The sequence below is a fragment of the Yersinia sp. FDAARGOS_228 genome (assembly GCF_002073315.2).
GTDB lineage: Bacteria > Pseudomonadota > Gammaproteobacteria > Enterobacterales > Enterobacteriaceae > Yersinia > Yersinia intermedia.
In genome coordinates this window covers 2,277,991-2,291,937 of the sequence record NZ_CP020409.2, presented here as the reverse complement: position 1 = coordinate 2,291,937, position 13,947 = coordinate 2,277,991, and the positions used below count along the sequence as shown (strand labels likewise).

The window sequence follows — 13,947 nt, the reverse complement described above, 5'->3', positions numbered from 1 at the left end:
TGCCAGTCCGCTGTTCATGCTTTAACCATCTCCCTGAAAACATCCCAATAAAAAATGCCTGAGATACACGCCATGACAACGTGGCTAAGGCACTGGAACTCGGGTTGTCCGCAGGAACAGACCATAAATGTTACTCATTAAACCATATTGGCTCGACAGTGTAGATAAAAAACTGGTCGAACCCACGGCTTAGGTAACGTTTTTACTGATTTTTTTGGCGTGATTGCGCGCGCCGATGCCGCCAAACCTCAAATACACCCGGCAAAATTGACACCACAATAATGGCAACAATTAGCAATTTCAGATTGTTCTGCACGATAGGTACGTTACCAAACAGATAACCAGCATAGGTGAATAACAGCACCCATACCAACGCCCCAATCACGTTATAAGCCGCAAAGTGGCGATAAGACATTTTCCCCATTCCGGCGACGAACGGCGCGAAAGTGCGGATAATCGGGACAAAACGTGCCAAAACAATCGCTTTACCGCCATGCTTTTCGTAGAACTGATGGGTTTTTTCCAGATAACTGCGGCGGAAAATTTTTGAATCTGGGTTACTGAATAGTTTCTCTCCGAACACCCGACCAATGGTGTAGTTAACGGCATCGCCCAAAATAGCGGCGGTAACCATCAATGCCACCATAACGTGTACGTTGATATCATTGGAAGGTAATGATGCCAGCGCCCCGGCCACAAACAACAAAGAATCCCCCGGCAGGAACGGCGTCACCACCAGACCGGTTTCACAGAATAAGATCAGGAATAAAATGGCGTAAACCCAAATCCCATACTGCGCTACCAGCTCCGCCAGATGAACATCAATATGCAAAATAAAATCAATAACGAAACGTATAAATTCCATAAATACTCTCGAGTGGTAAACATGCCTATGCTTTGATTGAGTGAGGTTAACTGAACTTCCTTAGGTATTCCTTAGCCCGAGGCGAGCTCACTCATCAATGTAGAGAAATCAGTCATCTGCCAAAAAGAGTGGCCCCATTGGCGCCATTGGTAGAGCAAAGCGTTCAGGATAATCAACAGAGACTAAATACAACCCCTCGGCTTTCGCCGTTGCCGCAGCACGCGATCGGTCTTTCAGTGCCAGCAACTCGGCCATCCAGTTGACATCCTGATTACCACACCCAATCTCAATCAGGCTACCAACAATATTACGCACCATATGATGGACAAAAGCGTTGGCCTTGATATCTACCACGATATACGCGCCATGTCGGGTAACTTTGACATGTTTTACATTTCGCCATGGCGTACGAGACTGGCACTGTATCGCGCGAAATGAGGTAAAATCATTCTCGCCGAGTAAACATTGCGCAGCTTGTTCCATTTTTTCCGCATCCAGCGGCAGGTAGCAATGGGTTACCCCTTGCGCCAAAACCGCGGGGCGATAGCGATGGTTAAAAATAATATAGCGATAACGGCGGGCGGTTGCGCTGAAACGGGCATGAAAATCATCATCCACTGTTTTTATCCAACGCACGGCGATATCTGAAGGTAAATGACTATTAACCCCCATAGTCCAGGCGGCATCTTTACGCACCGCCGTGGTGACAAAATGCACCACCTGCCCGGTGGCATGTACGCCAGCATCAGTGCGCCCAGCACAAAATACACCGATGGGTTCATTGGCTACTTTCGATAAAGCGGCCTCCAGGCAAGCCTGCACACTGGCAACCTCTAACTGGCGTTGCCAACCAAAATAGCGGCTGCCGTTATATTCAATGCCCAGCGCAATTTTTATACTGGCCGTTTCAGCCACGACGTCTTGTTGCTGAGCCAACTCAAGTTCGGACATCAGTATAGTTGCTCCTGCAACAGGCGCTCCGCCGTTTCAATTGCCATCAATGCGCCACCAAAACGGATGTTGTCGGCCACTGACCAGAACTGCAACACTTCAGGAATGCCGTAGTCGTTACGCACACAACCAATACTCAGCACCTCACTGCCCGAGGCATCACTAACCTGTGTTGGATAATCATCCTCTTCAGATAATTGGATATCTTCACAATTTTCCAGTTCGCCGCGTGCCTCATCTGCGGAGATCGGGCGCAAAGCTTCCAGATGAACCACTTGTGCCTGACCGTAAAATACCGGTGATTGAATGCAACTCACCGAGATAGGCAGACCCTCGTCTTGTAATACTTTACGCACCTGATCAACCAAACGGCGTTCTTCACGCACACTGCCCTCTTCATCAGCCAGCAGCGGTAATACGTTAAATGCCAGTTGCTTGGCGAAGATACTTGGCTCAGCAGGAATGCCATTTAACAGCTTGGCGCTTTGACCGGCCAGATCGTCCACAGCAGCCTTGCCGTGAGCGGAGGCTGAAATCAGCGCAGTGACATGCAAGCGGGACAACCCAGCCTGTTCCGTCAGTGGTTTAATCGCAGTCAGCAACTGGCTGGTCAGGCTATCGGCCACGGCCACAATATTGCGATTGCGATATTCTGCCAGCACCTGAGGATTCACACTTGGCACCACCAGCGGTACGTCCGGTTCCATCGCGAACAGGCCACTGCTATCAATAACCAGACAACCTGCATTCGCCGCTTCTTCAGCGTATTGCTGTGAGGCTTCGCGCCCGGCAACAAAGAAAGCTAACTGCACCTGAGACCAGTCAAATTCAGCAACATTTTCCACCAGCAAACTTTTACCATTAAAGCGCACAGACGCACCGGCGCTGCGTTCGCTGGCCAGAGGATACAATTCACCAACCGGGAACTGGCGCTCATTTAACAGCTCCAGCAAAGCTTCACCTACTGCGCCCGTTGCTCCTAACAGAGCAATATTCCAGCCGTCAGACATGTTGGTTTTCTCCACTAACGTTCATTAAATTACAAGGGTTCATTCAGATACTAAGATCGATTGAAATAGAAAGGCGGTAAAAAAACCGCCTGACAATCAATAAATTAAAGTTTATACCGGGCTTATAATAACTGTGTACTAAAGCCTAATTTCTGCAACAGTTCGGCACTGGCCACATTATCGCATTGCACGCAGAGCGATGACCACTCGCGCCGCTCCTGGTAGTGCTTGCGCAGCCGATCAAACTCACCGAGGATGCCGGCAACATGGCGCAGCGGTGCATCATCGCGGCGCACATCATACACTAAGTGCATCAATCGTTTTAATTTGCCTTCATCCAACTCACCGTTCAGTCTCAAGTGGCTAAACTCCGGTTGAGGTAACAAGGAGGCTAGCTCTACCGACTGCGGCTGCCCCAGATGTTGACTAAAAGCTTCAAATACTTGTGTGGTACCGCGCGCTTTGCCCTCCAGCGTATAGCCGGCAATATGCGGTGTCCCGATATCAATCCGCCCTAACAGCGGCAAAGATAACTCTGGTTCTGGTTCCCACACATCCAATACCACACTGAGTTTCTTGCCTTTCTCCAACGCATGAAGCAGCGCAGCGTTATCCACCACCGCTCCGCGACAGGCATTAATCAGAATGCGGCCATCCGGCAGGGCTGCCAGTAATTCATCGTCCGCCATGTGCAGACTTTGATAAGGGCCGGTTTTATTCAACGGTGTATGGAAAGTGAGGACATCTGCCTCTCGCACCAGTTTTTCCAGCGGCCAGAAGGTGTCATTATCACCCCTGTCTGCCCGTGGCGGATCACACAACAGAGTACGCACACCTAAGGCTTGTAGCCGGGCATTCAATCTGGCCCCGACATTCCCCACCCCAACAATGCCGACGGTTTTGTCACGCAATTGGAAACCATCGCGTTCAGCCATCATCATCAGTGCAGAAAAAACATATTCCACAACCGCAATGGCGTTACAGCCGGGGGCCGCAGAGAAACCAATTCCTTGTTGCTGTAGCCAGTTATCATCGACATGGTCGGTACCGGCAGTTGCTGTACCCACAAAGCCAATTGACGTGCCTTGCAGCAAGGCCTCATTCACTTTGGTGACCGATCGCACCATCAGCGCATCTGCACCAATCAGTGCTTCACGAGGAATTGGTCGCCCCGGCACTGCCTGTACCTCACCTAAACGCCGGAATAGCAGATCCGCGTACGGCATATTCTCATCAACCAGGATTTTCACTTTGTTCTCCGGCAGCTTACTGCCCTATAGATGAAAAGCAGGGACTTAGTATATACCCAAAGAAGTTGGAGTTGCAGCCAACACCCCTGCGGCGTCAAGGATGAAGACGATCCCCAAAATCATTGGCGTTGCAGGTAAGCTGCAAGCGAATAAATCCCGATGAGCTGACTCACGTCAGTGATTCGGGTGCGTGAGCATAGCCAACACCCCTGCGGCGTCAAGGATGAAGGGGATTGTTGCGACGAAAACGCTCCGGCGTAGTCCCTGCAATTTGCTGGAACATGGCGATAAAAGCCGATGCGGAACTATACCCGACATCCAGTGCGATGCTTTGCACGGTTTTCCCTTGCTCTAACAACGAGATAGCGTGCAAAAAACGCAACCGCTGACGCCATTCACTGAAGGCCATGCCCAGTTCTTGCTGGCAGCGGCGCGATAACGTCCGCTCGGTGGTATAGACCCGCTTGGCCCACTGCGCCAGTGAGGTATTATCCGCCGGGCAACGTTCTAGCGCCGTCAGAATAGGTGACAGTAATTTATCCTGCGAGGTAGGCAAGTAGGTGCGCTGTACCGGTGACATTCTGAGTTGATCGATCAATACGTGGGCTAAGCGCATATCTTGCTCACTTTCCGGCATCAATACACCACGGGAGAAACAGTCTTCCACAATGGCATTAAAGATCGGGCTGACATTAATCAGGCAAGCTGATACCGGTAATTCCTTACAAAGCGCAGGTGCAATATCAATAGCACGAAATTGCGTCGGCTTGCGGTTATAGCTGGAGTGCTCCATGCCGGCTGGTATCCAGACACTGAATTCAGCAGGTGCCAGAAAGCGCTGCCCCCCAATACTCATTGCCACTACACCTGACTTTACGCAGATCAACTGCCCATAAGGATGGGTATGCGGCAAAAACTCAGTATTGGCATTAAAGGCCTCGCAACGAAAGGAAAGGCTCAGTGGCACGGTCGTTGCTACCACCGGGAAAGAAGGCTCAGCCATGGTGAACTATCTCCTGTGAAAAAGAATTCCTGCCGAGATTGTCTTAATCACAGCAATAATTGTCTGGTTTTCAGTATATAGAATAAATCAGACAACTGTAGACTACGTCACATATTATTTAGATGAGAATTATTATCATGAATATGCTATTCCCCCTGTTCGCGGTGATCATCTGGTCAATCAATGCCGTGGTCAGTAAGGTCTCTGCCACCGCAATTGATCCCGCCGCCATCTCGTTTTATCGCTGGGTACTGGCGTTGCTAACGTTAACGCCATTTTTACTGCTGGGTGTTATCCGTAACTGGCAGGCAATCCGCGTTTATTGGTGGAAATTGATGATATTAGGGATGCTGGGCATGGTGCTGTACCAAAGCCTGGCGTACTACGCAGCTCACAGTGTTAGCGCCCTGTTTATGGGGATTCTCAGTTCGTTAATTCCCTTGCTGACCGTGCTTATTAGCATTGTGGTGTTACGTGTCGCCCCCACGGTCGGTATTGCATTAGGTAGCGTGCTGTCATTAGGTGGGCTGGTGTGGTTGGTAAGTGCAGGTAACCCAGCACAACTGTTGCAACATGGTATTGGCAAAGGCGAATTGATGATGTTCGGCGCATCGGCATCCTATGCGCTGTATGGTGTATTGACCAAACGCTGGGCGATTCAATTACCGAACTGGCAGTCCCTTTATATGCAGATCGTTTTCGGCGTGGTGCTGTTATTGCCTAATTTCCTGATGGCCTCAGATGTGCAACTGACGGCGCAAAATATCCCATTGGTGCTATTTGCTGGTATACCGGCCTCAATTATTGCGCCTTATTTATGGATCCACGGTGTGATGCGTTTAGGTGCAAATACCGCATCAATATTTATGAATCTGACACCGGTATTTACCGCCATTATTGCCGTGGCCTTCCTTCATGAGCAATTACACAGCTATCACCTGATTGGCGGGGGTATCACACTGGCGGGAGTGATCTTAGCTCAACGCCTGCGCACTCCATTGCGGCGCTCGGCGGCGCAGTAAAAATAAGGTAGCGGCGTATAGGCTGCGCTGCTACCCCATACATTTCTTTTATTCCGCGCTAACCGCCATCATTTCTGTTTGGACCTTATCTTTACGATGCAACATCAGCACGCCCAGTAATACCAGTGCGCTGCCCAGCAATTGGGAGGGAGAGAGCGTTTCCCCCAACAAGAAATATGCAATCACCGCAGTGAAGACCAGTTCCAGCGTTAATAGTAGGCTGGCCACCGCCAAAGGCAGTGTTTTCAAACTGAGATTAAACAGGCCAAACCCCAGTAATGTTGGTCCGGCGGCTAAAATTAACAATAGCCCCCAACCAGACCATTGAATACCATCAGCCCTATAAGATAAGAAGAATAGATCACCCACCATTTGCTGTAACCCTGGCAGCGGGAACCACAGCAATAACTGATTAAATATCAGTTGGTAGATAGCGGAGAAACCAAAAACATACAGGATAGTGTTCCAGACCGGATAACGGCGTTCGGTCGCAATGCGCCCCGCCAGAGTATAAAAGCTGTAACCAATACCAGAGGCTAATCCGATAAAGAGGCCAACAAAATTAAAGTCTGAACCAGTAATATTCAGGCCATCGCTGACTAAGAAACAGCCCAACAGGCTGATCACCATAACCAATAATTCACGCCAGCCCATATATTCGTTATAGAAAATCCAGCCGAGAAACACGGTAAAACCGATTGAACAATAGACCAGAATGGTGGAGATCGACGCACCGTTTAAAGCAACAGATTCAGTCCACAGCCCATTAAAGACCGCCAGCAATAAGCCATATGCAGTATAGAACTTTAGCTGGCACCCACGTAATTTGGCCCATTCCGGTTTGGTCAGAAGTAAAATAGGCAATAACACCACGGCGACCAGTGCAGCCCGCCAGAAAGCCAATACCGAAGTGGGTAGATGATAATGCGCCGTGAGGATACGAATTATGATGCCGGTAAAACCCAACAACATGGCACTAATGATCGCCAGCAGATAGCCTTGTCGTTTGCCACTAAACCCGCCTCTGCCCGCCCCGATAGAGCCAAATGCTGATGGGAATAAATTTGCCGGAATCGCCATAACAACCTCATAACTACTTTCACGATAGTGATCAGATAGCGATTGTACCCCCCATGTTCTCTGCTACCAGAGCCACTTTCCTGCTGATTGATACAGGCCACTTTTTCCCTCTTGAAGCCTTGTTAAGCTTGAGTATAGTGACAATACATTATCCACAGTGAGCCACTTCTGGCCGGTGAGACATGCATATTCCGTTAGATCGTCAGCAAGACATTCCACTGTATCTACAAATCGAAGAGGCATTGCGCCGTGCTATCCTCAGTGGGGTGTTTGCCGATGGCGACAAACTGCCTTCAACCCGCACCTTGGCAGCAGAATTATCAGTGAGCCGCCTCACCGTGGATAATGCCTATGCCGAACTGGCGGCTAAGGGGTTATTACAACAACGTCGTGGTAGCGGTGCCTATGTCTGTCACCTCTCACCACCGCCAAGCCATCCGCATCCACGGCTACATGGTGAGTTCCCGCTGGACCGTTTTACCACTGTCACCTCACGGCTGGACGGGTATGCCGATATCCCCTTACCGCCAGATACCATCAATTTTGCCGCTGGCATCGGTAGCCCCAAAATTTTCCCATTGGATGAATTCCGCCAGATCTTGCATTCAATTCTGCGCCGCCATGCTGAAGAAGCATTCAGTTACGGCGATTACTGCGGCTATTATCCATTGCGCGATACACTCAGCCGCATTCTATCCGCACAAGGTATTCCTACCCGGCCAGAGCAACTGTTGATAACCAATGGTTCGCAACATGCCATCAGTCTGATCAGCCAATCACTGCTGGCCCCAGGCGATAGCGTGCTGGTAGAAGAACCCACTTATGCCGAAGCATTAGCCCTGTTCCGCCTGCATAAAGTGAATATTATTACCCTGCCAAGCGACCAACAAGGTATGAATCTGGCTACCCTGCCTGCGCTGTTAGCCAGACATCAACCGAAGCTTATCTATTGCATTCCCAACTTTAATAACCCCACCGGACGCTGTATGAGTGAAGAGCGCCGCCATCAGTTAGTGCAAATAGCCAGAACCGCTGGGGTGCCAATACTGGAAGATGATTATGTGGGCGACTTGCGTTACAGCGGCAAAAAGCTGCCTTCGCTGCGTTCACTGGCAGCAACAGGTGAAGTTATCTATGTCAGTACTTTTTCCAAAATGTTACTACCCAGCATGCGCATTGGTTATCTGGTGGCAGACGCGCCCCATTACATTCAACTGGCGCGCTTAAAGCATGTTGACAGTTTTACCAGTTCGAACCTGATCCAACGGGCGTTGGATGCCTTTGTCACTGTTGGGCGTTATGACAAACAGCTCCGTCGGGCTTGCCGTTTGTACCGCCAGCACCGTGATGCCATGGTCGATGCCCTCCAGCAGACGCTGCCGCTCGGCTGCCAATTTGAGGTTCCTGACGGGGGGTTATTTATCTGGCTACAATTGCCAGCAAACGTACCAATGACTCAATTGATGCCGCTGGCGTGGCAGGCGGGGGTCACTTTTGCAAAAGGAGGCGGGTTTTACCCCCAAGAATCACAAGGCGAATTTACCTTGCGCTTGAATTTTGCCGCTAATTCACCCGAGCTGATTAGCCAAGGAATAGCCAGATTAAGTGCGGCGATTCGTCAGTGCCAGGCATAAAATCAATCAAAAAACGCACGACCAACAGTCAGACTGAGTCAAACTGTTGGTGTGCAGTTCCCTGTGAACTTTACTAGACAGTTACCTTAGAACGAGGCCAGCCATAAACGCAGTTTCATACCCCAATAGCTGGTCCATCCGCTGGTGTTTTGTACCATCTGGCCTTGATAGAGGATCACTAACGTCGGTGTAACACCGACTTGCCACTGCGCAGACAACTCACCGCGTGGGTCATTTATCACCGGCAACCGGTACTCCTTCTTCGCCAACCAGCGCTCAAGCTGTGGTGCTTCACCGGAGCGCAGCGCCACCGTCATCACATTCTCGCCCTCCTGCACCATTTGATTGACACTGGGGCTGGTGAATTTACACACACCGCACCATGTTGCCCAAAAATAGATAAGCAACGGTTTGTCCTGGCTCATCGCCTTTAACGAGACAGTTTGGCCCGCCAGGGTTTGCAACGACATATCGCTCCAATTAGCCGGTACCTGCGGGCTACGCAACCAATCCATCGCCAAAGAGACCACCGTGACCAGTGCCAGTAAAATAACCAGCTCTTTACCCCACCGCTTCAAGCGACTCATTTACCCGCCTTAGCCAGTTGCTGCTTCACTATCTCCTCCAGTTGCTCATAGGAAATAGCACCTGGAATTATCTGATTACCAATCAAGGTGGCTGGTGTGCCCTCGATACCCAGTTGATCCGCTAACTTCAGGTTGGTACGTAGCACATTCAAGCTCTGCTCGCTTAGCGCTACTGGCGTAACACCGGTCTTTTTCTGCGCCGCGGCAATACTGTCAGCATCGTGGAAACCTTTTTTCGCCATCAAGCGCTGATGGAATGGCAGAAATTGGTTCGGATGTTGTTGCCACAGCGTCAGTGCCAACCGCGCACTGGTCATTGAGCTTTCCCCTTTAAACGGCAGCGGTTTTATCACCACCGCCACCTGCGGGTACGCTTTCACGATTTTTTCCAGCAAGGGATCAAAGGTTTTACAAAATGGGCAGTTGTAATCGGTAAATGAAACCAATGTCAGGGCTGGCATTGTAGCCCCGAAACGGGGGCTGCCGGGGTCTTGGAATAGCACTTGTTTATTGGCTTCGATAAATTGATCCATTTGCTGCCCTTGCGCTTCATTAGCTTGCTGTTGCAAGGCATTGATGGATTGCTCAAGAATATCTGGGTTAGCGACCAGCGTTTCACGGATTAAGGCTTTAATCCGCACTTCCTGCTCCGGTGTAAAAGGCGCAGCCGCCCAGAGTGGCGTCGAGATCAGCGTTAACAACACAACCATGATAATTTTCATTCTTTATTTCCTTTAGCATCGGCCAAAATTTTTAATAACACGTCACTGTCCAACAGTGGTGAGAGCACCACACCCTGCGGTTGTTGTGGCCCATAAATTTGATTAAATGGGATTGCGACACTGCCGCGCTGGCGCAAAAACTCAGTAATATCAGCAGAAGGCCGTGTCCAGTCACCGCGTAACGCCACCACGTCAGGCGCTTGCAATGCCTGCTGCACATCGTCACGCATCAGGACGTGTATTTTGTTAACTTTACAGGTCACGCACCAATCGGCAGTGACATCGACAAACACCCGCTTATGCTCCACCAGCGCTTCCTTAATGGCAGATTCAGTTAATGGCTGCCACGGGATGTTGTCATGTAGCGGTTTGCGCCACAGATTAGCCGTCAACGAACCTGCCAACAGTAATCCGCCGATAATCAACACCCCGATTAAGCTGACGATTGCTGCAACACGCACGCCATAACGCCAGCCAATAGCCAGCAATAGCGTTAACAGCAACACTCCGGTAATCACTATCACCAGTTGTAGGCCAACATGGCTCACCATCAGGCTCAGTAACCACAGACTTGATGCCAGCATCAGCCCCCCCATCCCGATGCGCAGGCGATTCATCCAACGACCGGGGCGGGGCAAAAACAGCACTAATTTAGGCCATAGCGCCACCGCCAACCACGGCAGGCTCATGCCAACCCCCAGGGCGGTAAATATGCCCCATAGCGCCGGTAAAGGGGCGGCCAGCGCAAAGGCTACCGCCGTCCCCAGGAATGGCGCGGAACACGGGGTTGCCAGTAGCGTCGCCAATGCGCCCTGTCCAAAGTGGCCGGCCAAACCGCGAGCCCCCGCTTTCTCTACACGAGGCGCAGCAATACGACTATTGAGCGATGAGGAGAGATTGATCTCGAACAAGCCGAACAGATTGGCCGTAAAGAGTGCGGTAACCAGCACCATAAAGCCGATAAACCAAGGGCTTTGGAACTGAATTCCCCAGCCAAGGGCATGATTACCTAAGCGCAAGGCGGTCATCAGTAGTGCCAACAACCAAAACGAAGTCACAATTCCAGCAGACGATGCCAGAAACTGCCAACGAATCTGACGGCGGGTTTGCTGCCCGGTCTGCAAAATCGACCCCAGTTTCATTGCAAGAACCGGAAGCACACAAGGCATCAGATTAAGAATAAATCCGCCCGCCAGCGCCATCACTATCCAAGACCAAAAACGGGGGGAGGATTGCGGTAAAGTGAGCGCTTGCCCAATCGTCACCGTGGCCTCTTGCGCCAGACCTGCGTCAGTAATCACCATTGTCAGGGGTTTACCACGGAGATCCCCCACGCCCTCCCCCCAACCATCGGTCGCAGGAACCCGCACCGAGAGCTGATTACCCTGTACGCTGACCTGCGGTTTGCCGAAATCCACGTCCGCCAAGGTATCGAAGAACAATTCGGGCTGTTGCCAACCTTCGTCACGTACCGCCAGAATTTGCACCTCACCATGACCAAAACCAGCTTGGATCTGTTGGGTCAAGGCATTGGCAATGGGTACCTGCCCCATCGCTTGGGCAAAATCGTGTTGGAATTGTTGTTGGTTTTCGTCGCTTAACGGCGAGGAAAGATCGAGGCTAAACGGGTAGTCCGTCAAAATGCAGACATTGCTACAGGTCGATAGGGTCAAGATGCCATTTAGCGTTTGGGGTGCCTTAGCGGAAATGACGATCGGCAGCATGACCTGCTCGTGATAGCCCTGGGTAGAAATACCAGAAACATCAAATCGTTGTGGTACAGGCCAGTACCATTTTACCGCGTCAAGAGGTGTGCTCCAGGCAATGGTTGGTGCAATGCCCCCTTCACCCGGTGAGCGCCAGTAAGTTTTCCAGCCTTTATCCAGTTGAACGGAAAGTAACAGGCGGGTTGCACCGCTCGTTGAGGGTTCGGCATGAATCCGCACCTTAGCATGTGAGTTTTGTGGGCTGACCAACCAGCCGCTGTCTGCCGCCCAAAGGGTGGGCATCCATAGCAGTAACAGACAGAACAACGCTGTCTTGCTTAAATTGAACATGATTCTTCTCCAGAAATAGATTAATCACAGCAACGCAAAAGGTTGCCGTAGTTATGCCAACAGCATCTCTATTCCCGGAAAATGCAGAGTTGCAGGTGCACCCTCAAACGGCTGGGTGATATCACTCTGGGTGGCGGAAACCTCATGCGGGCCGGAATCACTGGCCCCAATAGCAAGAGTAATAAACCCAGAGAAAAAATCGCTAATTCGAACAGAACAGGCGGGGATGCTAACAGGGATTTGGCACTTAGCTCACAAGGCGTGGGAGCTTCATTTGCATCGGCAGCAACCTGTGATGACGATGTCTGAAGGAGGTTTTTTTCCAACGCGTGCAGGCTGGCGATGCGTTGTGTCATACAAACTAATATGACCAGGCAAGCCAGACAGAGGAACCACTTTGCCGCACGCTGTTGTTTAACCATTTACCGTGTTTAATCCTGATCCGTATAATTCATCAGTAAAATTGATAAATTAGTCTCATTCAAGACTGAGCGCTCATCTTAACGGCATAATTAAGATTATCAATGTCTGAACTTAAACAATCACTCAAAGTGACATTTAATTACAAACGTATTTAACCAAAAAAACATAATCTGACGGTATGGGTCGCCCACATTTACGCGTATCATATTGGTAGCCTGCGTCTATCGCCGGGTACTTTATGAACGTCCACAGTATCTCCTCCACAGCGAAGGACCGGTTATATGCAACCTTTGAACGGCCCGGGTGTACCGATTGCCAGTGATCGCAATATTGCACCGACCAAAGTACCTCATCAGGGCCAAGTGGAAGATCAGGCACTTACCCCTGCGCAACGCACTACGCTGGAAAAGCTAATTGTGCGGATTATGGCCCTCAGCCCAATTAAATCAGCCGAGATCTGGGCCGGTCTGCGCCATGATTTATCCTTGGGTAGCACCAGCGACTTACTGGCACGCCACTTCCAACCCGCAGAGCAATTGCTGCAAACCCGCCTTGCACAGGCACAGGAAAATCACGCCAATCATCAATTGCGCCAGCAACTGACCGAACTGCTGCCACAAGGTAACAACCGGCAGGCGGTCAGTGATTTTATCCGCCAGCACTTTGGTCATACCGTATTAAGTCAGCTAAGTCATGCTGAGTTACAACAGGTTTTGGTGCTACTGCAATCCGGCACCCTGAATATTCCACAGCCACAACTGGCAACAATAACTGATCGGCCGTTACTGCCCGCAGAGCATCAGAATATTCAATCGCTAGTAGCAAAACTTAGTGCTGCAACCGGTGAGCAACCGGCCAAAATATGGCAGGCGTTGTTTGATATGGTGGGGGTGAAAAGTAATGATCCATTACCTGCGCGCCATTTCCAGCTACTCAGCCAGTTTTTACAGACCAAAGTGGCACTCAGCCAACAAACGGCACCGACATTGGTTAACCTGCAAACCGCGTTGAAGCAGCCCGCTGATGCGCAGGAACAACAATTATTAATTGATTACAGCCAGAATCGCTTTCAGGCCAGCCCTACCACGCCGCTGACACAAGCGCAGTTGAATGACATTATCAATGTCCTGTTTACCGCCAGATTAGATCGGGCTAATGCAGCCCAACGTTTAGCAGAAGACCAAAAAACTCTGCAACCAGTGATTAACCCGCTGATCGCCGCATTACCCCAATCATTACAGCCATTGTTGCAAAAACCGTCACTGGCATTTGTGGCGCTAATTATAGTGATGGCCTTTTTGTTGGCTATCTTCCTCTAACCAGATGTGGCTCAGGTTATCTCC

At 50.5% G+C, this 13,947-nt stretch carries 13 protein-coding genes; 3 read left to right on the top strand and 10 right to left on the bottom strand.

Annotated features, from left to right (window positions below; all coding sequences use genetic code 11):
- Positions 1 to 202 precede the first annotated feature (202 nt).
- The 5 genes from A6J67_RS10580 to A6J67_RS10560 form a co-directional block, all read right to left on the bottom strand.
- Positions 203 to 865 (bottom strand): DedA family protein, encoded by a 663-nt coding sequence (locus A6J67_RS10580; RefSeq protein WP_042568335.1) that lies wholly within the window; start codon positions 863 to 865, stop codon positions 203 to 205.
- Positions 866 to 973: 108 nt separating this feature from the next.
- Positions 974 to 1,816, bottom strand: coding sequence for a tRNA pseudouridine(38-40) synthase TruA (gene truA / locus A6J67_RS10575; RefSeq protein WP_072088819.1), 843 nt, complete (start codon positions 1,814 to 1,816; stop codon positions 974 to 976).
- The gene (locus tag A6J67_RS10570) at positions 1,816 to 2,826 is read right to left on the bottom strand and encodes an aspartate-semialdehyde dehydrogenase (RefSeq protein ID WP_032905911.1); all 1,011 of its coding nucleotides are present in this window, start codon (positions 2,824 to 2,826) and stop codon (positions 1,816 to 1,818) included. Before A6J67_RS10570 ends, truA begins: the two co-directional genes overlap by 1 nt.
- A gap of 122 nt (positions 2,827 to 2,948) precedes the next feature.
- Positions 2,949 to 4,076, bottom strand: a complete 1,128-nt coding sequence (pdxB, locus tag A6J67_RS10565; protein ID WP_050073749.1) for a 4-phosphoerythronate dehydrogenase PdxB — start codon at positions 4,074 to 4,076, stop codon at positions 2,949 to 2,951.
- Positions 4,077 to 4,293: 217 nt separating this feature from the next.
- Positions 4,294 to 5,079, bottom strand: coding sequence for an AraC family transcriptional regulator (locus A6J67_RS10560; protein ID WP_005183380.1), 786 nt, complete (start codon positions 5,077 to 5,079; stop codon positions 4,294 to 4,296).
- A 137-nt stretch (positions 5,080 to 5,216) separates the two neighbouring features.
- Here A6J67_RS10560 and A6J67_RS10555 point away from each other — a divergent pair, with 137 nt between their 5' ends.
- Positions 5,217 to 6,101, top strand: a complete 885-nt coding sequence (locus A6J67_RS10555) for a DMT family transporter (RefSeq protein WP_050088825.1) — start codon at positions 5,217 to 5,219, stop codon at positions 6,099 to 6,101.
- A 48-nt stretch (positions 6,102 to 6,149) separates the two neighbouring features.
- Here A6J67_RS10555 and A6J67_RS10550 read toward each other — a convergent pair whose 3' ends face one another.
- Positions 6,150 to 7,181 carry a DMT family transporter gene (locus tag A6J67_RS10550; protein ID WP_050296731.1) on the bottom strand — a complete coding sequence of 344 codons (1,032 nt, stop codon included), beginning with the start codon at positions 7,179 to 7,181 and terminating at the stop codon, positions 6,150 to 6,152.
- A gap of 182 nt (positions 7,182 to 7,363) precedes the next feature.
- Between A6J67_RS10550 and A6J67_RS10545 the strand changes: the two genes are divergently transcribed.
- Positions 7,364 to 8,815, top strand: a complete 1,452-nt coding sequence (locus A6J67_RS10545) for a PLP-dependent aminotransferase family protein (RefSeq protein WP_005183389.1) — start codon at positions 7,364 to 7,366, stop codon at positions 8,813 to 8,815.
- 86 nt (positions 8,816 to 8,901) lie between these two features.
- Here A6J67_RS10545 and A6J67_RS10540 read toward each other — a convergent pair whose 3' ends face one another.
- The 4 genes from A6J67_RS10540 to A6J67_RS10525 all read right to left on the bottom strand — a co-directional run bounded on the left by A6J67_RS10540 (position 8,902) and on the right by A6J67_RS10525 (position 12,603).
- Positions 8,902 to 9,402: a protein disulfide oxidoreductase gene (locus A6J67_RS10540; RefSeq protein ID WP_050288609.1), complete on the bottom strand. Its 501-nt coding sequence runs from the start codon at positions 9,400 to 9,402 to the stop codon at positions 8,902 to 8,904.
- Entirely contained in the window at positions 9,399 to 10,124 is a 726-nt protein-coding gene (locus A6J67_RS10535) for a DsbA family protein (protein WP_032905914.1), read from the bottom strand. Before A6J67_RS10535 ends, A6J67_RS10540 begins: the two co-directional genes overlap by 4 nt.
- Positions 10,121 to 12,181, bottom strand: a complete 2,061-nt coding sequence (locus A6J67_RS10530) for a protein-disulfide reductase DsbD family protein (protein ID WP_050073752.1) — start codon at positions 12,179 to 12,181, stop codon at positions 10,121 to 10,123. The genes A6J67_RS10535 and A6J67_RS10530 overlap by 4 nt, the downstream gene beginning before the upstream one ends.
- A gap of 68 nt (positions 12,182 to 12,249) precedes the next feature.
- Positions 12,250 to 12,603, bottom strand: a complete 354-nt coding sequence (locus A6J67_RS10525) for a hypothetical protein (protein WP_050073753.1) — start codon at positions 12,601 to 12,603, stop codon at positions 12,250 to 12,252.
- Positions 12,604 to 12,885: 282 nt separating this feature from the next.
- On the opposite strand from A6J67_RS10525, the gene flk reads away from it, so the two are divergent.
- Positions 12,886 to 13,923 (top strand): flagella biosynthesis regulator Flk, encoded by a 1,038-nt coding sequence (gene flk, locus A6J67_RS10520; protein ID WP_005183405.1) that lies wholly within the window; start codon positions 12,886 to 12,888, stop codon positions 13,921 to 13,923.
- Positions 13,924 to 13,947 lie beyond the last annotated feature (24 nt).